The sequence below is a fragment of the Enterocloster aldenensis genome, assembly GCF_003434055.1.
In the GTDB taxonomy this organism is placed as follows: domain Bacteria; phylum Bacillota; class Clostridia; order Lachnospirales; family Lachnospiraceae; genus Enterocloster; species Enterocloster aldenensis.
In genome coordinates this window covers 1,028,000-1,054,948 of the sequence record NZ_QVEX01000001.1, presented here as the reverse complement: position 1 = coordinate 1,054,948, position 26,949 = coordinate 1,028,000, and the positions used below count along the sequence as shown (strand labels likewise).

The window sequence follows — 26,949 nt, the reverse complement described above, 5'->3', positions numbered from 1 at the left end:
TGTGAAGGAGAATAAAGCGATATGTGGTTAGAGTATTTTTCACAGTACATGGAGACGGCATTTCCACGTTTCCTCAGTGAAAGGCCCTGGAATTATAAGAACGACCTCTGTGTAACAGGAGCAGCCATGCTGGCCGATGCCACAGGCAGTCCGCGCTGGAACCGTTATATCCTGGATGCCGCTAAGTGGCTGGTGGATGAGGAGGGCAGGGTTGCCAATTGGAAAGAGTATGAACATAATATTGACAAGGTCAGTTTTGGCAAGTCCCTGCGGATCCTGCGGGATCTGACCGGGGATGGGCGGTATGGCCGTGGGGTTGAGAGGGCATATGCATTTCTGGAACATTATCCGCGGACATCCACCGGCAACTTCTGGCATAAGGATATCTACCCCGACCAGGTGTGGCTGGACGGCCTTTATATGGCCATGCCATTCTATGCAAAATGCCTGGCGGAAAATGGTGAGGAACGGTGGGATGATATCATGGACCAGTTCCAAAGCACCCACCGCCTGCTGTGGGACGGAAAGACAGGGCTATACCTGCACGGGTGTGACGTAAGCCGTAAGGCGGACTGGGCGGATCCGGCAACCGGCCGCAGCCCCGGGGTATGGAGCCGGGCGGAAGGCTGGTTCCTGATGGCGCTGGCAGATGTATATGAGCTGGCAAAGGATTATACGCCCCGTGCAGGGGAACTGGTGGTGCTGCTCAAAAACGGTCTGGACGGCCTTTTGCAGTATCAGGACAGGGAATCCCAAATGTTCCTTCAGGTAGTGGACCATGCTGGTCTTCCCGGCAACTATCCTGAGACATCGGGAAGCGCCATGGCAGCCTATGCCCTGATGAAGGGCGTCCGCCTTGGGATGCTTGACGGCTCTTATTGGGACAAAGGAAGTGAAGTCCTTGAAGGCATCCGCCGTACCTGGCTTAAAAAGGAGGAGGATGGCTGGCATCTCCACGGGATTTGCGCAAGCGCGGGCCTGGGCGCCGGACCGGACCCCCATAACCGGAAGGACCGCAACGGAACCCCGGAGTACTACATAAGTGAGGCACAGATGCCCGACAACCAGCATGGCGCGGCTGCCTGCATGATGGCGGTAAGCGAACAGCTGAGGAGAAAGGGGAATCAGCCATGCTCCAATTAGGACTGCGCCTCCATGACGCGGAACAGCTGCCCATTGAAGAGCAGCTACCCATTGTGCGGAAAAAAGGCTATACCTGTGTCCATCTGGCCCTTAGCAAGTCAATGAAGGAATACCCCTGCGGCCCCTCTGCCCTTACGCCCGGCTATGCCCATTATCTGAAGCATCTGTTTGAGAAGAACCAGATGGATGTGGCTGTTCTCGGCAACTACCTGAATCTGGCCCATCCGGACCCGGAGGTAATCCGCGTGTCCCTTGAGAAATATTATGCCCATATCCGTTTCGCCTCCCTCCTGGGCTGCGGTATGGTGGGAACAGAAACAGGAGCCCCCAACCCGGAGTATAAATACTGCCCGGAATGCAGGACGGACGCGGCCCTGTCCGCCTTTATAAGGAATATCAGGCCCGTGGTGCGCTGTGCGGAACAGTTTGGCGTAATCCTTGCCCTGGAGCCGGTGGCGCGGCACATTGTATGGAATCCCAGGCGCGCACGCACCGTGCTGGATGAGATTGGTTCACGCAACCTTCAGATCCTGTTCGACCCGGTGAACATGCTGGATCTGGACAATGTGGATTGCAGGGAAGAGGTATTTGCAGAAGCAATGGAGCTTCTGGGCCCGGATATTGCCATGGTGCATTTGAAGGATTTCATCCGTGTGCCCCAAGGCCATGGTCTGAAGGCAGTGGGCGCGGGAACCGGCGAGATGGATTATACATCAGTCATGAAGTTCATAAAACAGCAGAAGCCGTTCCTATACTGCACCCTGGAGAACACGGTCCCGGAAAATGCCGCCTGGTGCGGGGCCAGGATGAAAGCGCTTTATGATGAAGCTTAAGTGCGGTTGAAGCCCGGATGGAGTCCGGATGAAGGTCCTGTGGGGAAATGTCCCCACAGGACCTTTTTTACACGGCTTTTATGACTGGCTGCCGGCAGGCTGACGGGAACATGCTGCCATTATGTGGGATGCCGGACAATCATGGTTCGGGGGCTGGTTCCGAAAAATGCTGTGAATAGCGGAAAAGTCCTGTTGTCCGGACACGGACCGGATTAGTATAATTAGGTCAGATAAGGAACGCGCGCCTTATAAATGGATGAACCGAATATACTAAAGGAGCAAGTGTCATGAAAAAAAAGTTATGGGGAATTTCCCTGGCAGCAGCATTAGCCATAGGGCTTACGGCATGCGGCGGCAGCCAGGAAACAGCAGATACACAGCCGGCAGCGCCATCTACAACGGCTGCTGGGACGACGATGGAAACTGAGAACCAAACAGAAGCACAGGATGAAGAAAGCGGGGATGAAGGCGGGGAAGGCGGCATGACCTGGGATATGGCAGAGGAGATACTGACCCATATAAACGACCCTGAATTTCCGGATTTTACCGTAAATGTATTGGATTTCGGCGCTGTTGCCGATGATGATGAACTGGACACGGCAGCCATCCAGAAAGCCATTGACCAGGTTTCTGAAAAGGGCGGCGGAAAGGTAATCATACCGGAAGGTACATATGACACCGGCGCCATTACGCTGAAAGACAATGTGAACCTCTGCCTGGAGGACAAGAAGACTAAGCTGCAGTTTACCCAGGATATCAATCATGATAATTATCCCCTGGTCTATTCCCACTGGGAAGGACAGCCCATGTATAACTACAGTGCGTTCATCTATGCCAAGGACGCGGTTAATATTGCCCTGACAGGACAGGGAACCCTGGACGGGCAGGCTGGTGACGGCACCCCATGGTGCTGGATGTCCAGGGATTATATGACGGATTACCAGGATGATGACCGTACGGCCCTGATTAATATGAACAATAACCGTGTGCCGGTAGAAGAACGCATATTTGGCCAAGGGCATTTCTTAAGGCCCAATTTCATCCAGGTCATTGGATGCGAAAACGTACTGGTGGAAGGCATCACCCTTGTCCGCTCCCCCATGTGGGAGGTCAACCCCGTGCTTTGTACCAATGTGACCGTAAGGGGAATCCATATCAGCACCAAGGCTGCCAACAATGACGGCATTGACCCGGAGAGCAGCAACGTTAAGCCCCGAGGACCAGGAAACCATCCGGCAGGCGGCATATGAATCCTCCTTAAGGCAAAGGGAGCTATGGACTGAATATGAGCGCAGGCAATGGAAGGTGCTGGAAAAGGCAGGAGTACACATGATTTATCCTGAGGATAAAACCGGATTCCTGGAAATGGTCCGGCCGATTTATGACATGTACGGCCAGCCCTATGGAAATCTCCTCAGTCAGATAGAGCAGATGGGTAATCCTGACCCTTAAGGGTCCCTCTCCCATTACCGGATTCCAAAGGACAAAAAATGAACGTCTTGTTTTGCAATCCCTGCCGTGATAGAATAAAAGGAAGTGCGCGCAGCCGCCTGCTGCGCCAGGCAAGGAGGTAGTATACAAATGATGGATAACCAGAAAACGGTTTTATTTGAGCAGACACCGGTGCCAAAGGCGGTCATGCAGCTGGCAGTGCCGACCATCTTAAGTTCTCTGGTCATGGTAATCTATAATCTGGCTGATACTTATTTTGTGGGCATGATGAACGATCCCATCCAGAATGCGGCCGTAACCCTGGCCGCGCCGGTACTGCTGGCATTCAACGCGGTCAATAACCTGTTCGGCGTGGGAAGCTCCAGTATGATGAGCAGGGCGCTGGGCAGGAAGGACTATGAGGCGGTGCGCCACAGTTCTGCATTCGGTTTTTACTGCGCCCTGTTTTGCGGGGTTCTTTTTTCCTTGGCGTGCACCGTGTTCCAGGGGCCGCTTCTGGGTATTTTAGGGGCGGGTCCCAATACAATGGAGGCCACCGCCGGATACCTTAAGTGGACCGTGCTCTTTGGCGCCGCTCCCGCTATCCTGAACGTGGTATTGGCTTATATGGTCCGTTCCGAGGGCGCCTCCCTCCACGCAAGCGTGGGCACCATGAGCGGCTGTCTGTTAAATATCATCCTGGACCCCATCTTCATCCTGCCATGGGGGCTTAATATGGGGGCGGCCGGGGCAGGGCTGGCTACGTTCCTTTCCAACTGTGTTGCATGTATTTACTTTTTTGTGCTTTTATACGTCAGAAGGAAGACCACCTTTGTCTGCATACTGCCCAGGAAGTTTACCATGCAAAAGGCAATCGTGCTGGGCGTGTGCGGCGTGGGAATACCGGCTGCGATCCAGAACCTGCTGAATGTTACGGGCATGACAATCCTGAACAATTTTACATCTGCCTATGGGGCCCAGGAAGTGGCGGCCATGGGCATTACCCAGAAAATCAATATGGTGCCCCTGCAGGTTGCCATGGGGTTCTGCCAGGGAATCATGCCCCTTATCAGCTACAATTATGCCAGCGGGAACCATAAGCGTATGAAGGAGACCGTGTCCTTTACCGTGAAGACCCTGCTTCCGTTCCTGGTGGCGGTGTCCCTGGGCTATTATTTTGGCGCGGGCATAATGACAAGGGCATTTATGGACAATGATGCCATTGTGGCCTACGGCACAAGATTCCTGCGGGGCTTCTGCCTGGGACTTCCCTTCATGTGCATGGATTTCCTGGCAGTGGGCGTGTTCCAGGCCATCGGTATGGGAGGGGCTGCCTTAAGCTTTGCCATCCTGCGCAAGATTGTGCTGGAAATCCCTGCCCTTTATCTGCTGAATTGGCTGTTCCCGCTGTATGGCCTTGCCTATGCCCAGTTCACGGCAGAGTTCGTGCTGGCGGCAGCGGCCGTTATCATGCTGGCCCGCATTTTCGGGAAAATGCAGAAGGAAGACAGGAAAAAGCAGTCCGCTGGACAAACCGGACAGAATTTGTTATAGTTAGAAATGAATAAGGCCGGGGGTATCCGGCCGGCGACAAAAAGGAGAATGACATTATGACCAATCCAGTAGTTACCATTACCATGGACAATGGGGATGTAATGAAAGCAGAGTTATACCCTGAGATTGCACCTAACACAGTGAATAACTTCATCAGCCTGATTAACAAGGGATTTTACGACGGTAAGATTTTCCACCGGGTAATCAGCGGATTCATGATTCAGGGCGGATGTCCCAACGGAAACGGCATGGGCGGCCCGGGTTACTGCATCAAGGGTGAATTTTCCCAGAACCGTTTTAAGAACGACCTGAAGCACACCCCGGGCGTCCTGTCCATGGCAAGGGCAATGGCTCCTGATTCAGCGGGTTCCCAGTTCTTCATCATGCACAAGGACTCCCCCCATCTGGACGGTTCCTATGCCGCATTCGGCAAGGTTACCGAGGGCCTGGATATTGTGGACAAGATTGCGGCCGTACAGACGGATTACCAGGACCGCCCTTTAAAGGAACAGAAGATTAAATCCATGACAGTGGAAACCTTTGGGGAGACATATCCGGAACCGGAGACATGCTGATCACGGTACAGAAACAGAAGGCAGGCCGCATATGGTAATCGAATACAGCATAGTACTGGATGGCAGGTCCCATCCGGTGGTCATATCAGATGAGCCTGAGGCCCTTCTGGCAGCAAAAGCAGCCGGAAGGGCCATTATTGGCGTTGAAGGAAATGGAAATAAATGGAATATCACCTGCGCCCATTACATAATACCGGATTTCATGTCCGCGTCCAGGGAATTGGCAGAGCTGGTGCTGCGCCGCCACCTGGGGCTTCCATGGACAATCGGGACCACGGGCCGTCTGCTTATCAGGGAGTTTGTGAAAGAAGACGCGGGCCGCATACCGGAAGAAGAGTACGGCGTGGAGGAAAAAGTATTCCGGTCCCCGGAGCTGCTGGCCCATTACATTGAAAAGCAGTATGGTTTCTATGAATATGGGACATGGGCATTGGAGGAGAAGGGGAGCGGCGCGCTGGTGGGGATGGCTGGCGTATCCAATCCGCGGCTGCCCAAGGACATGGAAGGCATGCTCAGCCGGTTTGAGGCTGCGCTGTCCGGTGCTATAGATTCCGGTGCTGCGCTATCCGGTGCTATAGATTCCGGTGCTGCGCTGTCCGGTGCTTCGTATTCCGGCCCGGATAAGCAGGGGCAGGAACCATGCCTGCCCTGGCTGGAACTGGGATATCACATTTTCCGCCCCTTCCGCCATATGGGATATGCCAGGGAAGCAGCCGCAGCCATCAGGGACTATGCCCATGAAGTGCTTGGAGCAAGGCTGTGCGCCATGATCCAAACAAAAAACCAGGCCAGCCGCGCAGTGGCAGAAGGCCTGGGTATGGAATGTATCGGAAGGATGAATATTATCGGAACAGGTTCAAGTGAGACGGATATCATCGGAACAGGTATTCAATCATCTGAAGAACCTCTTCTTTATGCTGAGAGGTGGACATCACGGCCAGATAAGGCGGATTCATGACAATGCCGGTCTGGCCGGCAAAGGAGGTTCCCTCAAGGGACAGGGCCACGGGCTTAAGGATGCCCTGTTCATCCTCCGTGCTGTATATGGAATCCTCTGCCAGGCTGTAAATCTCAGGGGGAAGGTACGCCTCCAGGTCCTGGAATGCATTGACGGTCCCATAGTGGTCCACCGCCTCCTGGTCCCCGATGAAGACATCCAGGGACTTGCTGGCAACCAGGGCGGATATCTTGGCCAGGCTGGCATATTCAAACTGGGACATGCCCTCCTGGCCAAACCGGGCGCTCAGGCCCTCGTTAATCTCAATCAGATCCTTTTTGCCAAAACCAAGGGCTTGCCTCAGATTGGCTTCCAGGCCGGCCGTGGAACTGGCGCCTCCGGCCTGGTCATTGACAATGGCAATGGACAGCCGGGTGGTGAAGGTCTGGCGGTACAGCATGCTGCCAAGGGTCCACAGTGCGGCGGCTGCCAGGATAAGGGCCAGGATATGGAATTTGTAGTATTCCCAGATATACCATGCCCGGTCTTTTGGGGGCATGCTCCTTAACTTCTGTCTTTCAGTTTCCGCTTCTTTCCGTATAGACATGGGGATGGTTCCTTCCGCAATTAAATATCATTTCCTGTAGTATATCATAGAATATGGCGCAGTGTATGAAAATTTTATGAAATGAATCCATCCCTTTGCAATTTCCCGCTAATATGGTAGAATAACACCAGGTTCACTACAGTTTTATTTACAGAAAGAAGAGGACAGACTATGTTGCAGGGCTTTTTTAATTACGATAATCCGGTATGGCGGTTCATAGGAAAGCTGGGGGACCTGATCCTCCTTAACATTCTTTGGATTGTCTGTTCCATCCCGGTTTTTACCATAGGCGCATCCACCACAGCCGTGTATTATGTGACCCTTAAGCTGGCGCGGGACGAGGGGGATTCCACCATCCGTTCCTTTTTCCACTCCTTTAAAAGCAATTTCAGGCAGGCCACTGCAATCTGGCTGATCCTCCTGGCAGCTGGCATTGTGCTGGGCATTGATTTCTGGTTTTTTGCCACGGGCCAGATGGGGATTGGGGGCGTACTAAGTGTTGTGCTTACAGCGGTTTCCGGGGGAATGTTCTTAATCTACCTGTTCATTGTGTCGTATGCATTCCCATTGCAGGCCAGATTCTATAATCCGGTGAAGAGGACGCTGCTCAACGCATTCTTCATGTCTGCCAGGCATCTTCTGCAGACCTTGGGCATCCTTGGGGCTGACGCTGCAATCCTGGCTGCTTCGTACTTCGGGCTGTTCTACCTGCCCCAGATGTCCGTGCTTCTCATGCTCTTTGGAATGCCCCTTCTGGCATTTGTGAATTCTTATATTTTAAATCCTGTCTTTGGGCGTTACATACCAAAGGAGGATGAGGAACACAGGGAAGGGACGCCGATGCTGGGAGAAGAGGACGAGGCCATGAAGCAGGCCATTGAAAGTTTAAAAGGCAGATAGGCCGTCAAGGGGCAAGCTGACCGTATCAAGTAAAACACATTATCAAGAGGCGGATTGACCATACGCTGCCTCACAATATAAAAGCACTGCCCCGTGATATCACATTATCAACCTGCCGGGCAGTGCTTTTTACATCATGCAGGTTTTCGCAAAAAAACTTATGTTTTTTTCATTTTGTACTTGAAAAAAAGCAAAAAGTATTGTATACAATATAATGTATTATAAAAACAGAGATACAAACAATATACATAAAGAGGAGCACGGGGATGATTACACATTTACGCTTAAAAGCATACGGCAAAATCAATCTGGCCCTGGATGTACTGGGAAAGCGCCAGGATGGATACCATGAAGTGCGTATGATTATGCAGACCGTTGGGCTTCATGACCGTATTGACCTGTACAGGACCAGCGAACCAGGCATCCGGATAGAGACAAACCTGTTCTATCTGCCCACCAATGAACAGAACCTGGCGTACAGGGCGGCAAAGCTTCTGATGGACGAATTCCATATCAGCCAGGGCGTGTCCATCCATCTGCGTAAATTCATTCCTGTGTCAGCCGGCATGGCGGGGGGGAGCACGGACGCTGCTTCCGTCCTGTTCGGGGTGAATAAGATGTTCGGCCTGGGACTGTCAGCCGGCGAACTCATGAAGCGGGGAGTGACCCTGGGCGCGGATATCCCCTACTGTCTCATGAGGGGGACCGCGCTTTCAGAGGGAATCGGGGAAAAACTGTCGCAGCTGCCTCCCATGCCCCAGTGCCAGGTGCTGATTGCCAAGCCTGGCATCAGCGTGTCCACCAGGACCGTGTACGAAAGCCTGGACGCCATGGACCTGGCGCCAAAAGACCATCCGGACATCGACGGCATGGTGGAAGCCATACGCCGCCGGGACCTGATGGATGTGGCGGGCAAGTTCGGCAATGTGCTGGAACTGGTCACAGGAGAGAAATATCCCATCATTGCCAGGATTGAGGGGGTAATGAAGGATTACGGCGCAATCAATGCCATGATGAGCGGAAGCGGTCCCACGGTATTCGGACTGTTTACCAGCCCGAGGGCTGCGCAGGACGCATATGAGGCGCTGCGTTTTGGGAAGGAATCAGAGCTTGCCAAGCAGGTTTACCTGACCAATTTTTATAATGTGGGAAGGAATCCATGACTATTATTATAGAAGGAACATGTAAAACAGCCATACAGGAGAAACGTACCAGGTTACACGGGAAAGGGGATTCACGGAATGGAGAATAATTTTAAGGTTAACATGAATGAGTATCTGCCGCTGCGGGATGTGGTTTTTAATACGCTGCGGCAGGCCATACTTAAGGGGGAGCTGGCGCCGGGAGAGCGCCTGATGGAAATACAGCTGGCTGAGAAGCTGGGGGTCAGCAGGACGCCCATAAGGGAAGCTATCCGCAAGCTGGAACTGGAAGGCCTGGTGCTTATGATTCCAAGGAAAGGCGCTGAGGTTGCCAAGATATCGGAAAAAAGTCTAAGGGACGTGCTGGAGGTGCGCCGCTCACTGGAAGAACTTGCCATTGAACTTGCATGTCAGAGGATGTCTGAGGAGGACATGGATGAGCTGGAGCGCGTGCAGGGGAATTTCAGGAATGCCATTGCCAAAGGGGAAGCCATGACCATTGCGGAAACAGATGAGCAGTACCATGATGTGATTTATCAGGGCACTGGCAATGACAAGCTGGTCCAGATGCTTAACAACCTGAGGGAACAAATGTACCGCTACCGCCTGGAGTATATAAAGGATGAGGATAAGAGGCAGGTGCTGCTGGTGGAGCATGAACACATTTTGAAGGCATTGAGGAACCGCAATATCGCGGATGCCAAGAATGCCGCCAGGGAACATATTGACAACCAGGAGATTACGGTATCCCGCAATATTAAGGAACAGGACACCGCGGTTTTAGGACGGGGGAGGAAATAATGGCAGAAGGCACATTTAAGGAACGGTATCTGGCAGGGGAGATTCCCTTTGAGGAGATAGACCGGTATATAAGCCGCTGGAACAACAGCGATGATCCCCGCACCCTGGCCCGGTACCTGGGCCTGAACGCGGAGGAAGAGGATGTGTGGATTGATGAGAGCGACGATGCGCTCCAGGATATGCTGGATGGGCAGAAGGGGTAAGGAAACCACTTCACGTATCCGCTTGGCGCAGCAGATCCAGCAGCCGGAAGCGGACATGGACTTCCGGCTTTTTTCCGTCCTTCTCCCTGCGGGGGAGAAGGGCGCCGTAGTCGTCCTGGTCCAGAAGGCAGGAAAGGGTCTGTTTGGATGATTCAGGGACAACGGCGTTGAGGGAATCCGTATAACAGAGGGAAGGATAGAGGACACACCACCAGTTGTGCCCTTTTCCCTGCCCAATGGTTATGCGCACCGCATCATATGTGCCGCAGGGGAATACCATGTCCCCGTAGGCCTTTGTGGGGAAATAGTCTTTTGTGATTTCCAGGGTGACCCCATAGGGCGCGCCCTGATCGGCAAGCCAGTCCTCAGACATGGTTTCAATGCTGGTCCTGTTGTTTTCCAGCCACTCTATCAGTCCTTCCTTGCCGGCGCTGTCCGGCACCTGGCTGTGCACATAGTCCAGCACAAGGCCTTTCAGGCCTATTTTCAGTTCCTGGTCATGGGCCGCGTTGCTTTCTGCCAGGATATGGAAACGCAGTATCTCCGGCGCAATGCGGGCGGCCAGGGCCTCCTCGCCCGCTGTGCGGGATGACATGGTGATAAGGAATGCGGTAAAAAAACAAAGAGCGGAAATGCACAGACTGATTCTATGTTTCATATATGGTTAATCCTCCCGGAATCAAAGATTTTCTATAATCTGGATGTAAATGCCAAATTAATTTCTGTTTGTAATTATTGCCACATATGATATACTATAATCATGAACCAAACGCATTTTTTTGCGTACATAAAGGAGACAGACATGAGCAAACTAACAGTGGCGGTTATATTTGGCGGCCAGTCATCAGAGCACATTGTGTCCTGCATGTCGGCGGTCAATGTCATAGAACACATAGACAGCGCGCGTTACAATATTATACTGGTAGGCATTACGCAAGAGGGACATTGGATTAAGGCTGATTCACTGGAAGATGTGAAAAGCGGTGCCTGGAGAGACGGCAAGGTAGGCGCAGCCCTCCTGCCGGATGCGACCAGGAAGTGTATTTTACTTATGGATGGAGACAAGGTGGAAGAGGTGAGGGTGGATATCGTGTTCCCTGTCCTTCACGGGCTGTACGGCGAGGACGGCACGATCCAGGGGCTTCTGGAACTGGCCAGGATTCCCTATGTGGGCTGCGGCGTCCTGGCTTCTGCTGTTTCCATGGATAAACTGTACACCAAGATCATTGTGTCGGACCTGGGAATCCGCCAGGCCGGATATGAACCGGTTTACAGGGAAGAGTTGGAGGACATGGAACAGGTGGTGGACAGGATTGAGAAGCATTTCCCTTATCCCGTGTTTATCAAGCCGTCCAACGCAGGCTCCTCCAGAGGAATCAGCAAGGCGGGAAACCGGCAGGAACTGGAGGCAGGGCTTCTGGAAGCGGCCCGCCATGACCGGAAGCTGCTGGTGGAAGAAACCATTGTCGGAAGGGAAATCGAATGCTCGGTATTCGGCGGAGGACGCCGTGGGATTGAAGCCTCAGGGGTTGGGGAAATCCTGGCAGCAGCAGAATTTTATGATTTTGACGCCAAGTATTTCAATGAGGAGTCCAGGACGGTCACGGACCCCGAGCTTCCGGACGGTGCCACGGAAAAGGTGCGCCAGGCAGCCATGGACATATTCAGGGCAGTGGACGGATACGGTCTGGCCCGGGTGGACTTTTTTGTTAAGGATGACGGAGAAGTGGTATTCAACGAGATTAATACCATGCCTGGTTTCACGGCCATCAGCATGTATCCCATGCTGTGGGAGGCCAGGGGAATCGGCAAGGACCAGCTGGTAGGTATGCTGTTGTCCCATGGTATGGAACGCTACGCATAATGGAAAGAGGATGAAGGATGACAAAAGATGTGCTGATTACAATCAGCGGTATCCAGATGATGGACGAAGAAGACTCCGATGTTGAGATGATAGTAAGAGGAGATTATTATCAGAAAAACGGAAAGCACTATATCCTCTATGAGGAAGTGATGGAGGGCTTTGAGGGCAAGGTAAAGAATGTGATTAAGATTTCACAGGTCGGGATGGATATCATCAAGAAGGGCATAGCCAACACCCATATGCAGTTTGAGAAAAACAAGAAGAACCTGTCCTGCTATACCACGCCCCTGGGCGATATGGTGGTGGGCATCCAGGCCAACAAGATTAAAATCAATGAACAGCCTGACAAACTGAAGGTGGATATCGATTATTCCCTGGATATTAATTATGAGCATCTGTCAGACTGCAGCATCCGGCTGGATGTACAGTCGTGTCCCCAGTCGTATGCCCCCATGTAAGGACAGGGACGGGAATTCAACAGAAGACAGAAAGAAGAACATAAAAAAGAAGCGGCCATGCCGCTTCTTTTTAATTACTTATTCTTCCTGAATCTTGCGAAGAATCCCTTCTTCTTAGGAGGAGTTGGGATAGCGCCCCCGCGCACGCTCTTAATCTGGGTGATGTAAATCCCGCTGATTACAACCTTGGCCTCTGTCTTGATGGGAAGGGACTCAAATACCCGTCCGTCAGCAATGAGAGTCATGACTTTGGGACCGATTTTTGCTTTTACAACCGGTACCTTGGCCCAGCGCATGTACTTAGGCGTCTGGTCTGTCACTGCTTTTGGAAGTCCGGCCTGCGTAAGCTTCATCTTCTTCTTGTCAATCACCAGGATGGATACGGTCTGGGCCGCCGCGTCCAGAAGCTGCTGCTGTTCCACCTGCCGCTTCTGAAGTTTGTTCCCCAGAAAGTAGAGAACAGCCAGAACCACCACTGCAATGATCAAGACCACAAGCAGTACGTGCATAATGGTATTTGCCATAAAGGTATACCTCCAAACGTAAATATATTATCATTTGCCCCTGTTACCCCGGCAAAACGAGGGTAAAAATCAACAACCCCTCAGGAGACATTCTATAATAGTATATCATTTTCGTAAACAAAATGCAAGCAAAAAATGCTTGACACCTTGACAGGGCTGTGTTATTATGGAGTGTGCACTATTGTGGTGAGGTGGGCTTTTTGCGCCCTTTGGCCTGTGCCTCTCGCCCAATCACAGAGAACGACAGTGATATTTGTGTTTTTACGGAATGGCGTATGGTGCGTCCATGCCGTATGAACGGAATGAAAATATTGCGAACCAAATTAGAAAACAGGGGTGAAACGTCAATGGAGAAAAGCAGAATACGTCCGGTACCGGCCGGGAAAAGCGTAAGAATGAGCTACTCAAGACAGAAAGAAGTTCTTGAGATGCCAAACCTGATTGAGATTCAAAAAGACTCCTACCAGTGGTTCCTCGACGAAGGACTCAGGGAAGCGTTTGATGATATCTCTCCGATAGCAGACTTTGCAGGACATCTGAGTCTGGAATTCGTTGACTTTACATTGTGTAAGGATGATATTAAATATACCATCGAGGAGTGTAAAGAACGGGATGCAACTTACGCCGCACCACTTAAGGTAAAGGTAAGACTGTACAATAAAGATAAAGATGAAATGAACGAACACGAGATATTCATGGGCGACCTGCCCCTGATGACAGATACCGGTTCCTTTGTAATTAACGGTGCTGAGCGTGTTATTGTCAGCCAGCTGGTACGTTCCCCTGGTATCTACTACGGTATTGGCCATGATAAGGTAGGTAAGGAACTGTATACCTGCACCGTCATCCCCAACCGTGGCGCATGGCTGGAATATGAGACAGATTCCAATGACGTATTTTATGTACGTGTAGACAGGACCCGTAAGGTGCCGGTAACTGTCCTGATCCGTGCCCTGGGATTTGGTACCAACGCAGAAATCCTTGAGCTCTTTGGCGAGGAGCCCAAATTATTAGCCAGCTTTGGCAAGGACACATCCGATAATTACCAGGATGGCCTTTTGGAATTATATAAGAAGATTCGTCCCGGTGAGCCCTTATCTGTTGACAGTGCGGAAAGTCTGCTGAACAGCATGTTCTTTGACCCCAGAAGATATGACCTGGCAAAAGTAGGCCGATACAAATTCAACAAAAAGCTGTCCTTTAAGTACCGCTTAAACGGCCAGATCCTTGCAGAGGATGTTGTGGACACCACCACAGGTGAGATCCTTGCAGAGGCAGGAACCAAGCTTGACAAGGAATCAGCCATGAGGATCCAGAATGCGGCTGTTCCGTTTGTGTGGGTTGACGGACCTGACAGGAAGCAGAAGGTGCTTTCCAATATGATGGTTGAGCTTTCTGCACATGTTCCCTTTGACCCGGAGGAAGTGGGTATTACCGAGTTAGTATACTACCCGGCCCTGGCTTCTATCCTGGAAGAAGCTGGCACGGATCCAAAGGAGCTGAAAGAGGCTGTCCGCAGGAACATCCACGACCTGATCCCGAAGCACATTACAAAGGAAGATATCCTTGCTTCCATTAACTATAATATGCACCTGGAGGAGCAGGTGGGCAATGCGGATGACATTGACCATCTGGGCAACCGCCGTATCCGCGCGGTGGGGGAACTGCTCCAGAACCAGTACCGCATCGGCCTTTCACGTATGGAACGTGTGGTAAGGGAGCGTATGACCACCCAGGACATGGATGGCATCACACCCCAGTCCCTGATTAACATTAAGCCCGTGACCGCGGCCGTGAAGGAATTCTTCGGAAGTTCCCAGCTGTCCCAGTTCATGGACCAGAACAACCCTCTGGCAGAGCTGACCCATAAGCGCCGTCTCTCCGCCCTGGGACCTGGCGGTCTGTCCAGGGACCGTGCCGGATTCGAGGTGCGTGACGTACACTATACCCACTACGGTCGTATGTGTCCCATCGAGACGCCTGAAGGTCCTAACATCGGTCTGATCAACTCCCTGGCAACCTATGCAAGGGTGAACCAGTACGGCTTCATTGAGGCGCCGTACCGTGTGGTGGATAAGACCACGGATCCTGCGAATCCAAGGGTAACGGATGAGGTTGTGTACCTGACTGCCGACGAGGAGGATAATTTCGTGGTGGCCCAGGCCAACGAAGCCCTGGACGAGGAAGGACATTTCATCCATAATAACGTATCCGGACGTTTCCGTACAGAGACATCCGAGTTCCAGAAAAAGACCATTGACCTGATGGACGTATCTCCTAAGATGGTATTCTCCGTGGCAACGGCCATGATTCCTTTCCTGGAGAACGACGATGCCAACCGTGCCCTCATGGGTTCCAACATGCAGCGTCAGGCAGTGCCTCTTCTGACCACGGAAGCGCCTGCGGTAGGAACCGGTATTGAGTCAAAGGCAGCGGTTGACTCCGGTGTGTGTGTGGTTGCCAGGAATGCAGGCGTGGTAGAACGTTCCGCTTCCAATGAGATTATCATCAAGAGGGATAAGGACGGCAACCGGGATGTGTATCATCTGACCAAATTCAAGAGAAGCAACCAGAGCAACTGCTACAACCAGAAGCCGATTGTGTACAAGAACGACCATGTGGAAGCCGGAGAAGTCATTGCGGACGGCCCGTCCACGGATAACGGCGAGATTGCACTTGGAAAGAATCCCTTAATCGGGTTCATGACCTGGGAAGGTTACAACTACGAGGATGCTGTCCTTCTTTCTGAACGCCTTGTTCAGGAAGATGTATATACATCGGTCCACATTGAGGAATACGAGGCAGAAGCCCGTGACACCAAGCTGGGACCGGAAGAAATCACCCGGGATGTTCCCGGCGTTGGTGAAGATGCCCTTAAGGACCTGGACGAGCGCGGAATCATCCGCATCGGGGCCGAGGTCCGCGCAGGGGATATCCTGGTGGGTAAGGTGACCCCTAAGGGAGAGACGGAGCTGACTGCTGAAGAGAGGCTGCTGCGCGCCATCTTCGGTGAGAAGGCAAGGGAAGTGCGTGACACATCCCTTAAAGTGCCCCACGGCGCATACGGCATTATTGTGGACGCAAAGGTGTTCACAAGGGAGAATGGAGACGAGCTTTCACCTGGCGTAAATGAAACCGTGCGCATCTACATTGCCCAGAAGCGTAAGATTTCCGTGGGCGATAAGATGGCAGGACGTCACGGCAACAAGGGTGTTGTGTCCCGTGTGCTTCCTGTTGAGGATATGCCGTTCCTGCCCAACGGACGCCCCCTGGATATCGTGCTTAACCCCCTGGGCGTGCCTTCACGTATGAACATCGGACAGGTGCTGGAAATCCACTTAAGCCTTGCAGCCAAGGCCCTGGGCTTTAATGTATCCACCCCTATCTTTGACGGCGCAAACGAGAATGACATCATGGATACCCTGGAGCTGGCCAACGACTATGTTAACCTGCCCTGGGAAGAGTTCGAAGTTAAATATAAAGACCTTATCAAGCCTTCTGTAATGGAATATCTGGGTGCGCACCTTGAGCACCGGGAACTGTGGAAAGGTGTTCCAATCAGCAGGGACGGAAAAGTGCGCCTGCGCGACGGACGTACCGGCGAGTTCTTTGACGGCGCGGTTACCATCGGACACATGCACTACCTGAAACTGCACCATCTGGTTGACGATAAGATCCATGCCCGTTCAACCGGCCCATACTCCCTGGTTACACAGCAGCCCCTGGGCGGTAAGGCGCAGTTCGGCGGCCAGCGTTTCGGTGAGATGGAGGTTTGGGCGTTGGAGGCATACGGCGCTTCCTATACCCTGCAGGAAATCATGACGGTTAAGTCCGATGACGTTGTAGGCCGTGTGAAGACCTATGAAGCCATCATCAAGGGCGAGAATATACCTGAGCCCGGCGTGCCTGAGTCATTTAAGGTACTCCTTAAGGAGATGCAGTCCCTTGGCCTGGACGTACAGGTCCTGAGGGATGACGGCACCGAGGTTGAGATGGCGGAAAATATTGATTACGGCGATACTGAGCTGCGCGCCATGTTAGAGGGCGACCGCCGCTTTGGCTCTTCTGAGGAGCCCTACGCTGAGTTCGGATACCAGAAGCAGGAGTTCAAGGATAATGAACTTGTGACAGTGGAGGACGAAGCAGCAGTAGAGGACGATTTGGCCGATGATTACACCGACGATGCGGAGGACGAACTGATTCTGGACGACTCTGCCTGCGGTGAAGACGAAGAATAAGAAGGGAGTTAATGCTCATGCCAGAAACTAATGAAACTTATCATCCAATGACATTTGATGCCATTAAGATTGGTCTGGCCTCCCCTGATAAGATTCTGGAGTGGTCCCACGGCGAGGTTAAGAAGCCTGAGACCATCAACTACAGGACACTAAAGCCTGAGAAGGACGGACTGTTCTGCGAGAGGATCTTCGGGCCTAGTAAGGACTGGGAGTGTCATTGCGGTAAATACAAAAAGATTCGTTATAAAGGTGTTATCTGCGACCGTTGCGGCGTGGAAGTTACAAAGGCAAGTGTCCGTAGAGAGCGCATGGGCCACATCAAGCTGGCCGCTCCCGTATCCCATATCTGGTATTTTAAGGGTATTCCCAGCCGTATGGGACTGATTCTGGACATCTCGCCCAGGACACTGGAGAAGGTGCTGTATTTTGCCTCCTACGTTGTGCTGGACGCCGGTTCAACCAGCCTGCAGTATAAGCAGGTCCTGTCCGAGAAGGAATACAGGGAAGAGGTTGAGAAGTACGGCGGCACAGGCGGTTTCCGCGTTGGTATGGGCGCTGAGGCCATCCAGGAACTGCTCCGTTCCATCAACCTGGAAAAGGATTCCCAGGACCTGCGCAAGGCCCTGGCTGATTCCACGGGACAGAAGCGCGCAAGGATTATCAAGAGATTAGAGGTGGTGGAGGCATTCCTGACCTCGGGCAACCGTCCTGAGTGGATGATTATGGATGTGATTCCGGTAATCCCTCCGGATATCCGTCCCATGGTACAGCTGGACGGCGGACGTTTCGCAACCTCTGACCTCAATGACTTATACAGAAGGATCATCAACAGGAACAACCGTCTTGCAAGGCTGCTGGAACTGGGCGCGCCGGACATCATTGTCCGCAACGAGAAGCGCATGCTCCAGGAGGCAGTGGACGCCCTGATTGACAACGGCCGCCGCGGCAGGCCCGTGACAGGACCTGGCAACCGGGCCCTCAAATCCCTTTCCGACATGCTTAAGGGTAAGCAGGGACGTTTCCGTCAGAACCTGCTGGGTAAGCGTGTTGACTATTCCGGACGGTCAGTTATCGTGGTCGGACCTGAACTTAAGATTTACCAGTGCGGACTTCCCAAGGAAATGGCCATTGAGCTGTTCAAGCCCTTTGTAATGAAGGAGCTGGTATCCAACGGAACCGCCCACAATATAAAGAATGCCAAGAAGATGGTGGAACGGCTGCAGCCCGAGGTATGGGATGTGCTGGAGGACGTCATCAAGGAGCATCCTGTCATGCTGAACCGTGCGCCTACGCTGCACAGGCTTGGTATCCAGGCCTTTGAGCCGATTCTGGTAGAGGGTAAGGCCATTAAGCTCCATCCCCTTGTGTGTACCGCGTTCAACGCTGATTTTGACGGCGACCAGATGGCCGTGCATCTGCCCCTGTCCGTAGAGGCCCAGGCAGAGTGCCGCTTCCTCCTGTTAAGCCCCAACAACCTGTTAAAGCCTTCTGACGGCGGACCGGTTGCTGTTCCTTCCCAGGATATGGTACTTGGTATCTACTACCTGACCCAGGAGCGTCCGGGGGCAAAGGGCGAAGGCATGGTATTCAAGAATGTCAACGAGGCAATCCTGGCTTATGAGAACCAGGAGGCTACCCTGCATTCACGCGTAAAGGTAAGGGTTGCAAAGACCCTGGCCGACGGCACTGTGAAGACAGATATCATTGAATCCACCATCGGCAGGTTCATTTTCAATGAAATCATCCCTCAGGACCTGGGATTCGTGGACAGAAGCGTTCCGGGCAATGAATTAAAGCTGGAAGTGGATTTCCATGTTGCCAAGAAGCAGTTAAAGCAGATACTTGAGAAAGTCATCAATGTCCATGGCGCTACCCAGACAGCCGTGACCCTGGATGATATCAAGGCAATCGGTTACAAATATTCCACCAGGGCAGCCATGACCGTATCGATTTCCGACATGACCGTGCCTGCAAGCAAGCCGGGGCTGATTGAGGATGCCCAGGCAACCGTGGATCAGATTGCCAAGAACTACCGCCGCGGCCTCATCACTGAGGAGGAGCGTTACAAAGAGGTAATCGAGACCTGGAAGACCACCGATGACCAGCTGACCCACGACCTGCTGACCGGCCTGGATAAGTACAACAATATCTACATGATGGCTGACTCCGGCGCCCGTGGTTCTGATAAGCAGATTAAGCAGCTGGCAGGTATGCGCGGACTGATGGCGGATACCACAGGACACACCATCGAGCTTCCCATCAAGTCCAACTTCCGTGAAGGACTGGACGTACTGGAGTACTTTATTTCCGCCCACGGCGCACGTAAAGGTCTGTCCGATACGGCCCTGCGTACGGCTGACTCCGGTTACCTGACAAGGCGTCTGGTAGACGTTTCACAGGATTTGATCATCCGTGAAGTGGACTGCTGTGAGGGCAGGGATATCCCATTTATGGAAATCAAGGCCTTCATGGACGGAAACGAGGTCATTGAGGACCTGGAAGAGAGGATTACAGGACGTTATATTGCTGAGACCATCACTGACCCGGATACGGGCGAGGTTGTGGTTAAGGCGAACCATATGTGCACGCCTAAGCGCGCGGCAGCTGTCATGAAGGTGCTGAATAAGACGGGACGTAAGACCGTCAAGATTCGTACCGTCTTAAGCTGTAAGTCCCATATCGGCGTGTGCGCCAAGTGTTACGGCGCCAACATGGCAACCGGCCAGCCCGTGCAGGTGGGTGAGGCGGTCGGAATCATTGCCGCGCAATCCATCGGTGAGCCTGGAACACAGCTGACCATGCGTACGTTCCATACGGGCGGCGTGGCCGGCGGCGATATCACACAGGGTCTTCCCCGTGTAGAGGAGCTTTTCGAGGCCCGTAAGCCAAAGGGTCTTGCCATCATCACGGAGTTTGGCGGCGTGGTGCAGATTAAGGACACCAAGAAGAAGCGCGAGATTACGGTGACGGACAACGAGACAGGCAACTCCAAGACCTATCTCATCCCATATGGTTCCAGGATCAAGGTTCTGGACGGACAGGTGCTGGAAGCCGGCGACGAGCTGACAGAAGGCAGCATCAATCCTCACGACATCCTGAAAATCAAGGGTGTGCGTGCGGTACAGGATTACATGCTCCAGGAAGTACAGCGTGTTTACCGTCTCCAGGGCGTGGAAATCAATGATAAGCATATCGAGATGATTGTCCATCAGATGCTTAAGAAAATCAAGATTGAGGAAAGCGGTGACAGCGACGTGCTGCCAGGCGTATCCATGGATGTCCTTGATTACAACGAGATGAATGAGGCGCTGATTGCGGACGGCAAGACGCCGGCAGAAGGCAGGCAGGTAATGCTTGGTATCACCAAGGCGTCCCTGGCAACCGACTCCTTCCTGTCAGCAGCATCCTTCCAGGAGACCACCAAGGTCCTGACCGAGGCAGCCATCAACGGCAAGATTGACCACCTGATCGGCCTTAAGGAAAATGTCATCATTGGTAAGCCTATCCCGGCCGGTACGGGTATGAAGCGCTACCGCAATGTGAAGCTGGATACGGACGACATGGTTTCGGATGATATCCTGCTGTCAGAAGATGACGAGATCATCCTTTCAGCAGAAGATGACAACGAAATCAACCTGACCGAGGACAATGTGGCAGAGGAAGTCCTGGCAATGGATGATATGGCGGATATTGATGAGGACGATGCAGAAGTAACAGAAGGATAGAATCGGATATAGATATGAAAAAACCATGGGAATCCCTGAAGGGAGGACCATGGTTTTTTTGTTTTTTGCCGCTGTCCGGGCTGCTGATTTCCCAAAACGCCGCGCGCCACGCTTTGGGGGAAATCCTGTCCGGTTGATGGAGTCATGGCGGGCGGATGTCAGACCATCACCAGCTCGATTCCCTTGCCACGGATAATCTCGGCCCACTCGCTGGAAAGTCCGGTGTCAGTGATGATCATGTCCAGCACATCCATTTTTTCAAAGTATACGGTTTTTACGGTCCCGAATTTGCTGGAATCCGCCACCAATATCTTCTTTAGGGCGGACTTGAGCACGGTCTGTTTTACTGCAACCTCAAAGTCATGCGCACAGGTCATGCCCAGGGCCGTATGTACGCCGGATGCAGATAAGAACAGCTTATGGGCGCGGATGGTACCCAGGAAATTGATGTTCTCCGCTGATTCAAACATCTGGTCGCTGGGATGGAAATACCCGCCGGCAAAAATAATGTTCATCTTGTCCCGGTTTGCCAGCTTGACCAGGATGTTCAGGTTATAACAGGCCACGGTCAGGTCTATGCCATAGGGGATATGATCCGCAATCCGGTCCGTGGTGGATCCGTTGTCCAGGATTATGACTTCTCCCGGTTCTATCAGGCTGGCTGCATATTGTGCAATGCGGCTTTTTTGTTCGTCCATGGAACCGCTTGCCCATGTCAGGCTGTAAATGTTTTCAATGTTTTCGTAAAGGCTGTGTGGCGCGTTCCTGCACAGAACCGCCTTTCCATAAGAACGTTCAACAATACCTTCTGCCTGAAGTTCATCTAAATCCCGGCGGACCGTCATAAGGGAAACCTCCAGACGCTCTGATAACTCACGCACGGTCATCGTGTCCTGGCTGCGCAGGATATCCACAATCTTGGAAAGCCGCTGCCTCTTTTTTTCCATAATTACCTCTTCCTGATGGGCAAATGTCTTGGACCTGCCTGCCTTTCCGCTGTATATACTGTTTGTCTGTATAATAAAAAACGAACAATCGAACAGAATATCCGCAAGCAGATATAATTACCCCTGTATTCATATTAAACAATGTAAATGAAAATGTCAATCTGAAATGGGGAGAAAATGTTTGACTTTTAGGGATATATGTTTGTTTCACTTAAAATGTTCTTGATAGGGACCCGGAGGCGGCGCTGGACCGGAAGCAGAGAGAGGAATCGGGCAGGTCCGGGGTTTTATGGGGGTGGGGAGGCGTCCGGGGCGGGGATACCTATCCGTGGCGCGGGGATACCTATCCGTAGCGCGGGGATACCTGCCTGGGGTGCAGGCATACCTCACCAGGACGTAGAAATATCTAGGTACATAAAGGTCACATGCCTTAGCGATTGCGGGAAGCCGGGGGTTACATATGTGCAGGCCGGTGTGTGTCAAGCCCGTGGTTTGGTTCTGATACATCACGGACAACTTACATGGATGAATCTGAATGCTTTAGGCTCTGATACAAAAACGAACAAAAAATGGACTTAATATAAAAAAGGTGTTCGATTTATTGCAAACACACAATTAATGGTAGATAATATGCACAATAAAAGCGGGCATTTTTTGATAATCTATACAATTTTTATAATAAACAACAATAAAACATTGACCGCAAAAAAAATATGTGCTAGTATTGGTGTAAATCAAACATAATCTATTAAAAGTAACAAAATATATTCTGTAAACGAACAAAAATTCGTAGGAGGAACGATTAATGTCCAAGAAAATTATCAACCAGGCGGATGATGTGGTGTCGGAGATGATGGAAGGGTTTGTTGCAGCTTATGACCGTTATTATGAGAAGGTTGGCGACGTAAACGGCATACTCTATAAAAATCACAGGAAAAACCAGGTTGGGCTGGTGATTGGGGGCGGAAGCGGCCACGATCCCATGTTTGCCGGTTTTGTGGGCCGGGGACTGGCTGACGCGGCTGCCTGCGGCAATGTGTTTGCTTCCCCGGACCCGGGAACCATCATGGAGGTGGGCCAGGCTGTCAATGGAGGCCGGGGCGTCCTTTTCATCTACGGCAATTATGCGGGAGACAACCTGAACTTTGACATGGCGGAGGAGATGCTGCAGGATGAAGGCATTCAAACCGCCCATGTGCGGACCTGGGATGACTGCGCTTCCGCGCCCTCTGACCGTATGGAGGACAGAAGGGGCATTGCGGGGAACGTGTTCGTCATCAAGGTTGCAGGGGCTGCCTGTGATGAGGGACTTGGACTGGAGGAGGTGGTGCGGGTCACTGAAAAAGCCAGGGCATTGTTGCGGACCATTGGGGTCGCCACCAGTCCGGGACAGATACCGGGCTCTGAAAAGCCCACCTTCCAGCTGGCAGAGGATGAACTTGAATATGGAATGGGAATCCATGGGGAGCCGGGAATCAAACGGGCCAAGATGTGCCCGGCCGATGAGCTGACCCAGGTCATGTACCAGAACCTGGTAAAGGATATGCCCTTAAATCCGGGCGATGAGGTCTGCGTGCTGGTTAACGGCCTGGGCTCCACCACAATCATGGAGATGGGCATTGTCTACCGCAAGCTTAAGGAACTGCTGGATTCGGACGGCGTCATTGTATATGACGCGGACATTAATAATTATTGTACCTGTATGGAGATGGGAGGATTTTCCATTTCGGTCATGAAAGTGGATGATGAATTGAAAAGGTATTACGACGCTCCATGCCACAGCCCATATTATACAAGAGAGGAAAGGTGAGACAATGCTGGACACGCTGAATGAACAGAAGGTCCGTAATCTGATTCTATACATAGCTGACAGGATAATTGAGAACAAGGCGTATCTGACGGAGGTGGACAGCGCCATCGGGGACGGGGACCATGGAATCGGTATGGCACTGGGGATGCAGAAGGCAAAGGATAAGGTGGCGGCGGCAGCTGACTGCGGGAACGCGTACGCCTTATTCGGACTGGCCGGGAAAACCATGCTGATGAGTATGGGAGGCGCGTCCGGCGTCCTGTTCGGCAGCCTTTTCCTGGGCGGTGCAAAGGACGCAGGGCCGGCTCCTGCACTTACGGCAGAGGACCTGTACCGGATGATGGAGAAAAGCCTTGCCGTGATCCAGGAAAGAGGTAAGGCCCGGCTGGGGGATAAAACCATGGTGGATGCCCTGGAACCCGCGGTAAGGGCCATGGGCCTGACCTGGGACCAGGGACTGCTGCCCATGCTGCAGGCCGCGGAAAAGGCCGCGGCACAAGGGGTGGAAGACACAAAACAGTATCAGGCCAGATACGGGCGGGCCAAATCCCTGATGGAGCGTTCCGTGGGCTTCCAGGACGCGGGGGCCACCTCGGTCTGGATCATCATACGGTCCATGCGGGAGTTTGTGGAACAGCAGGGGAGCGTTTAGGAAAAGGAATCCACATAACAATTCTTGATAAACCAAAATGGAGGAAACTGACATGACAGGATGTGTTGTCATAGGCTGCGATAACGCTGCGGTGCCTATGAAGGATATCTTAAAGCGTTCGATAGAGGAGATGGGCATTGCCGTGGAGGATATGGGGGTGTCAAGCGAGGCGGACCAGCTGCCCTATGCCCTGACCGCCAAGGCTGTATGCGATAGGATTATTGACAGCGGTTATGAGAAACGGGGAGTGCTGATCTGCGGTACGGGAATCGGCATGTGTATGACGGCCAACAAGTTTAAGGGAATCCGGGCAGCGGTGGGACACGATATTTTTTCCGCCCAGCGTTCCGTGCTCAGCAATAACGGTAATGTCATCTGTTTTGGGGCTCGCGTCATTGGGCCGGAGCTGGCAAAGACGATTTTAAGGGAGTGGCTGAAGCTGGATTATATCGACGGTCCCTCCACCCCGAAGATAAAGGTAATCACGAGTTTGGAAACAGCGAATTTCCGCTGAAGAATCCTTTAGAAAGAAGATACGGCAAATGCAGAAAAAACTGTATATCGGTACAAATACAAAGATGTATAAGACCATACGCCAGACCGTTGCCTTTTTAGACCGGTTGGGAAGCCTTACCAGGGATATTGACAGAAGCCTGCTGGAACTGTTCGTGATGCCTTCCTATACGGCCCTGGACGCCTCGGCAGGAACCGCCCATGCCTGGGACATTACCCTTGGGGCGCAGAACATGAACTGGGAGGATGAAGGGCAGTTTACCGGAGAGGTGTCGCCTCTTATGCTGGAGGAGACAGGGGTACGGGTGGTCTGTATAGGACACAGCGAGCGCCGCCATGTATTTGGTGAGGACGATGAGGCTGAGAACAGGAAGGTCCTGGCAGCCCTGCGGCATCATATCACCCCGCTGCTGTGCGTGGGGGAGACGGATGGGCAGAAAGGGCTGGGCATCCAGGACGAGATTTTGAGGAACCAGTTAAAGGCAGGGCTGAGGGATACCACCCCTGAGCAGGCACGGGGTATATGGATTGCCTATGAGCCGGTCTGGGCCATCGGCGTTAGAGGCACGCCGGCCGGAGTCCGGTATGCCGGTCAGATGCATACGGTAATCCGGCAGACGCTGAGGGAGATATACGGCAGGGAGGCCGGGGATGGGATCCCCATCCTTTACGGCGGCAGCGTCAACAACATGAATGCGCGGGAACTGATCCAGGCCCAGGATGTTGACGGCCTTTTTATCGGCCGGAGCGCCTGGGACGCGGATAACTTCAGCAGGATTATCCATGATTTAGTGGATATCTGCACGATAAAGAAAAATGGAGGAAAATTATATGAAAAAAAAGATTAGTATTGTCCTGTCAGTCCTGATGATGGCAAGCGCCCTAGGCGCCTGCGGCGGCAAAACCACAGATGCACCGGCTGTGAGCAGGAATGCGGACGCGCCGGGCGAAACCGCGGCTGATTCCGGAAAGACCCCGATTAAGATTGCATTTTCCGGTCCCATGACAGGCGATTACGCGGAATACGGCCAGAACTTCTACGCTGCCTGCGAGATTGCGGTGGATGAAATCAACAGCAGCGGCGGTCTTTTAGACGGCGCGCCCATGGAACTGCTGCAGTTTGATGACAAGAACAGCCAGGAGGAGGTAGGCGCCATTGCGGAGATGATTGCTTCGGATGATTCCATTGCAGCGGTCCTGGGACATTTTTCATCAGGCGTTGCCATGACGGCTGCCAATACATATATGGACGCAGGGATACCGCTGTTATCCGCGTCCGCGTCACATCCCGACTATTCCGGCATGGGTGAATATATTTTCCGCAACAATGTACTGATTTCACAGGAGGTTGAGACGGTCCTCCAGATATGCCAGAACAGCGGCAGCAAACGGGTAGGCGTGCTGGTACTGAAAAACGACTGGGGGCAGGGCGCGCTGCAGGCCATGGAAACTGCCTATGAGCAGGTAAAGGGCAAAGTGGACTTTGAGATCGTGCTCCAGGAAGAGGTCATGGATGGAACCGAGGAGTTCTCCGCCAATATCACCAAGTTCATGGAACAGGACTGCGACACGGTTTTCGTGCTGACTATGTACGCCACCTTTGCTCCGTTTGCGAACCAGTACCGCACCTTAAATCCTGATATTAAAATGTTCTCGGTTGGTTCCGCCTATTCCACGGAGCTGATTAACCTTGGGGGAAGCGCGGTGGAAGGCGTGCGCATGTGTGCCGGCTTTAATCCTGAGAATCCTGACCCTGCAGCCCAGAAGTTTGTGCAGCAGTTCAATGAGAAGACAGGGCACGACCCGGACAACATGGCGGTGCAGACCTATGAGAATGTGAACATGATTGCCCAGGCCATTGAGCGGGCGGGCAGCGCTGAGCGTTCAGCCATCAAGGATGCGCTGTATGATACGGATTATGACGCCATCACAGGACACATCACCTTTAACGGGATTGGCGATGCGCAGAAGAACCTGCTGGTATTTGAAGTGAGCGGCGGCAAGTTCGTGGAACTGACAGACATGGCAATCCTGCCGTGGGATGAGTTTGTTGCTTCTCTGTAAGGGAAGCTTCACGGTAAGGGAAACCGGA

At 52.5% G+C, this 26,949-nt stretch carries 24 protein-coding genes; 20 read left to right on the top strand and 4 right to left on the bottom strand.

Annotated elements, in window-relative coordinates:
* The first annotated feature begins 21 nt into the window (after window positions 1–21).
* From DWX59_RS04975 to DWX59_RS04945, 7 genes are all read left to right on the top strand, one after another.
* Window positions 22–1,143 carry a glycoside hydrolase family 88/105 protein gene (locus DWX59_RS04975; RefSeq protein WP_117556627.1) on the top strand — a complete coding sequence of 374 codons (1,122 nt, stop codon included), beginning with the start codon at window positions 22–24 and terminating at the stop codon, window positions 1,141–1,143.
* Complete coding sequence (locus tag DWX59_RS04970; protein WP_117556625.1) at window positions 1,131–1,976, top strand: sugar phosphate isomerase/epimerase family protein; 846 nt, start codon at window positions 1,131–1,133, stop codon at window positions 1,974–1,976. The genes DWX59_RS04975 and DWX59_RS04970 overlap by 13 nt, the downstream gene beginning before the upstream one ends.
* 287 nt (window positions 1,977–2,263) lie before the next feature.
* The gene (locus tag DWX59_RS04965; protein ID WP_117556623.1) at window positions 2,264–3,226 is read left to right on the top strand and encodes a glycoside hydrolase family 28 protein; all 963 of its coding nucleotides are present in this window, start codon (window positions 2,264–2,266) and stop codon (window positions 3,224–3,226) included.
* On the top strand, window positions 3,162–3,428 hold the full coding sequence (locus DWX59_RS04960; protein WP_207660397.1) for a type 2 periplasmic-binding domain-containing protein: 267 nt from the start codon (window positions 3,162–3,164) through the stop codon (window positions 3,426–3,428). Before DWX59_RS04965 ends, DWX59_RS04960 begins: the two co-directional genes overlap by 65 nt.
* A gap of 129 nt (window positions 3,429–3,557) precedes the next feature.
* On the top strand, window positions 3,558–4,961 hold the full coding sequence (locus DWX59_RS04955) for an MATE family efflux transporter (RefSeq protein WP_117556619.1): 1,404 nt from the start codon (window positions 3,558–3,560) through the stop codon (window positions 4,959–4,961).
* 56 nt (window positions 4,962–5,017) lie between these two features.
* Complete coding sequence (locus DWX59_RS04950) at window positions 5,018–5,536, top strand: peptidylprolyl isomerase (RefSeq protein WP_117556617.1); 519 nt, start codon at window positions 5,018–5,020, stop codon at window positions 5,534–5,536.
* 31 nt (window positions 5,537–5,567) lie between these two features.
* Window positions 5,568–6,494, top strand: coding sequence for a GNAT family N-acetyltransferase (locus DWX59_RS04945; RefSeq protein WP_117556615.1), 927 nt, complete (start codon window positions 5,568–5,570; stop codon window positions 6,492–6,494).
* Here the strand turns inward: DWX59_RS04945 and DWX59_RS04940 are convergent.
* Window positions 6,409–7,080: a hypothetical protein gene (locus tag DWX59_RS04940; RefSeq protein WP_117556613.1), complete on the bottom strand. Its 672-nt coding sequence runs from the start codon at window positions 7,078–7,080 to the stop codon at window positions 6,409–6,411. The two genes, DWX59_RS04945 and DWX59_RS04940, sit on opposite strands and share 86 nt — an antisense overlap.
* A 171-nt stretch (window positions 7,081–7,251) precedes the next feature.
* Between DWX59_RS04940 and DWX59_RS04935 the strand changes: the two genes are divergently transcribed.
* The 4 genes from DWX59_RS04935 to DWX59_RS04920 all read left to right on the top strand — a co-directional run bounded on the left by DWX59_RS04935 (window position 7,252) and on the right by DWX59_RS04920 (window position 10,126).
* Window positions 7,252–7,980, top strand: a complete 729-nt coding sequence (locus DWX59_RS04935) for a YesL family protein (protein WP_117556611.1) — start codon at window positions 7,252–7,254, stop codon at window positions 7,978–7,980.
* A 266-nt stretch (window positions 7,981–8,246) separates the two neighbouring features.
* Entirely contained in the window at window positions 8,247–9,143 is an 897-nt protein-coding gene (gene ispE, locus DWX59_RS04930) for a 4-(cytidine 5'-diphospho)-2-C-methyl-D-erythritol kinase (RefSeq protein WP_117556609.1), read from the top strand.
* A gap of 78 nt (window positions 9,144–9,221) precedes the next feature.
* On the top strand, window positions 9,222–9,923 hold the full coding sequence (locus tag DWX59_RS04925; RefSeq protein ID WP_117556607.1) for a GntR family transcriptional regulator: 702 nt from the start codon (window positions 9,222–9,224) through the stop codon (window positions 9,921–9,923).
* Window positions 9,923–10,126 carry a hypothetical protein gene (locus tag DWX59_RS04920; protein ID WP_117556605.1) on the top strand — a complete coding sequence of 68 codons (204 nt, stop codon included), beginning with the start codon at window positions 9,923–9,925 and terminating at the stop codon, window positions 10,124–10,126. The genes DWX59_RS04925 and DWX59_RS04920 overlap by 1 nt, the downstream gene beginning before the upstream one ends.
* Before the next feature lie 10 nt (window positions 10,127–10,136).
* Here the strand turns inward: DWX59_RS04920 and DWX59_RS04915 are convergent, their stop codons facing one another.
* Window positions 10,137–10,784, bottom strand: a complete 648-nt coding sequence (locus DWX59_RS04915; RefSeq protein ID WP_117556603.1) for a stage II sporulation protein R — start codon at window positions 10,782–10,784, stop codon at window positions 10,137–10,139.
* A gap of 144 nt (window positions 10,785–10,928) precedes the next feature.
* Here DWX59_RS04915 and DWX59_RS04910 point away from each other — a divergent pair, with 144 nt between their 5' ends.
* Window positions 10,929–11,990 carry a D-alanine--D-alanine ligase family protein gene (locus DWX59_RS04910; RefSeq protein ID WP_117556601.1) on the top strand — a complete coding sequence of 354 codons (1,062 nt, stop codon included), beginning with the start codon at window positions 10,929–10,931 and terminating at the stop codon, window positions 11,988–11,990.
* A gap of 17 nt (window positions 11,991–12,007) precedes the next feature.
* Complete coding sequence (locus DWX59_RS04905) at window positions 12,008–12,448, top strand: YwiB family protein (RefSeq protein WP_117556599.1); 441 nt, start codon at window positions 12,008–12,010, stop codon at window positions 12,446–12,448.
* A 74-nt stretch (window positions 12,449–12,522) separates the two neighbouring features.
* Here DWX59_RS04905 and DWX59_RS04900 read toward each other — a convergent pair whose 3' ends face one another.
* Window positions 12,523–12,972 (bottom strand): hypothetical protein, encoded by a 450-nt coding sequence (locus DWX59_RS04900; RefSeq protein ID WP_117556598.1) that lies wholly within the window; start codon window positions 12,970–12,972, stop codon window positions 12,523–12,525.
* 347 nt (window positions 12,973–13,319) lie between these two features.
* On the opposite strand from DWX59_RS04900, the gene rpoB reads away from it, so the two are divergent.
* Together rpoB and rpoC are read left to right on the top strand one after the other, a co-directional pair.
* A complete protein-coding gene (rpoB, locus tag DWX59_RS04895) occupies window positions 13,320–17,210 on the top strand; it encodes a DNA-directed RNA polymerase subunit beta (protein WP_117556596.1) in 3,891 nt (1,296 codons plus the stop codon).
* An 11-nt stretch (window positions 17,211–17,221) separates the two neighbouring features.
* Window positions 17,222–20,935, top strand: a complete 3,714-nt coding sequence (gene rpoC, locus DWX59_RS04890) for a DNA-directed RNA polymerase subunit beta' (protein WP_207660396.1) — start codon at window positions 17,222–17,224, stop codon at window positions 20,933–20,935.
* A 158-nt stretch (window positions 20,936–21,093) separates the two neighbouring features.
* On the opposite strand, the gene DWX59_RS04885 is transcribed toward rpoC, so the two are convergent.
* Window positions 21,094–21,882, bottom strand: coding sequence for a DeoR/GlpR family DNA-binding transcription regulator (locus DWX59_RS04885; RefSeq protein WP_117556594.1), 789 nt, complete (start codon window positions 21,880–21,882; stop codon window positions 21,094–21,096).
* An 805-nt stretch (window positions 21,883–22,687) separates the two neighbouring features.
* On the opposite strand from DWX59_RS04885, the gene DWX59_RS29200 reads away from it, so the two are divergent.
* Genes DWX59_RS29200 through DWX59_RS04860 form a run of 5 tightly spaced genes read left to right on the top strand, consistent with a single transcriptional unit; the run spans window position 22,688 to window position 26,921 of the window.
* Complete coding sequence (locus tag DWX59_RS29200; protein ID WP_227115858.1) at window positions 22,688–23,692, top strand: dihydroxyacetone kinase subunit DhaK; 1,005 nt, start codon at window positions 22,688–22,690, stop codon at window positions 23,690–23,692.
* Between the two features lie 4 nt (window positions 23,693–23,696).
* A complete protein-coding gene (gene dhaL, locus DWX59_RS29195) occupies window positions 23,697–24,344 on the top strand; it encodes a dihydroxyacetone kinase subunit DhaL (protein WP_227115859.1) in 648 nt (215 codons plus the stop codon).
* Window positions 24,345–24,396: 52 nt separating this feature from the next.
* On the top strand, window positions 24,397–24,858 hold the full coding sequence (locus tag DWX59_RS04870) for an RpiB/LacA/LacB family sugar-phosphate isomerase (protein ID WP_117556590.1): 462 nt from the start codon (window positions 24,397–24,399) through the stop codon (window positions 24,856–24,858).
* Window positions 24,859–24,886: 28 nt separating this feature from the next.
* Complete coding sequence (locus tag DWX59_RS04865; RefSeq protein ID WP_117556588.1) at window positions 24,887–25,705, top strand: triose-phosphate isomerase family protein; 819 nt, start codon at window positions 24,887–24,889, stop codon at window positions 25,703–25,705.
* Window positions 25,689–26,921, top strand: coding sequence for an ABC transporter substrate-binding protein (locus tag DWX59_RS04860; protein WP_165640694.1), 1,233 nt, complete (start codon window positions 25,689–25,691; stop codon window positions 26,919–26,921). The genes DWX59_RS04865 and DWX59_RS04860 overlap by 17 nt, the downstream gene beginning before the upstream one ends.
* Window positions 26,922–26,949 lie beyond the last annotated feature (28 nt).